General features: G+C 41.1%; 1 protein-coding gene. It reads left to right on the top strand.

The features are described 5' to 3' along the window. Positions 1–465, top strand: a 465-nt coding sequence (locus CWB66_RS21770) for a type VI secretion system baseplate subunit TssF (protein WP_171037570.1), incomplete at both ends; no start/stop codon positions are given.

The following is a 465-nucleotide window of genomic DNA, read 5'->3' as shown; positions in this document are numbered from 1 at the left end:
ATGCAGTTAGACCGATATTAGCCGATGCAACTCGTTTGCAATTAGTTATTCTTTTAACTCTCGCCGCGTTTAGTGGAGATGATGGATGTAATAAGCTTATAGAAGTGCTACGCCTTTATGACTTTAGAGCATCTCCGCAAACAAAAGGCCTTATTGATAATATTTACCGTGTGGTTGTAGAACCCTCAACGGCTCGTGTTGTGCAAAAAGGGCGAGTAAGCTTTGCAACGGGAAGTGAAATTGAAATTACCTTCGCCATTGATGACTTTTCAGGTAGTGGCATGTTTTTCTTTGCCTCTATCCTCGATCATTTCTTTGCGCAATTTGCAGCAATTAATAGCTTTACTCGCGTTAGTTTAAGGCTAAAAGAACAAGAGCAAGTGTATTACCAATGGCCTGCGCGAGTTGGGGAAAGCCCGTTAATATGTTCCAACATATTATTTCTCAAGCGTCACAAGTTGACTT

The sequence above is a fragment of the Pseudoalteromonas sp. S558 genome (assembly GCF_005886635.1).
Lineage (GTDB): Bacteria > Pseudomonadota > Gammaproteobacteria > Enterobacterales > Alteromonadaceae > Pseudoalteromonas > Pseudoalteromonas aliena.
This window is presented reverse-complemented; position numbering and strand designations above follow the sequence as displayed.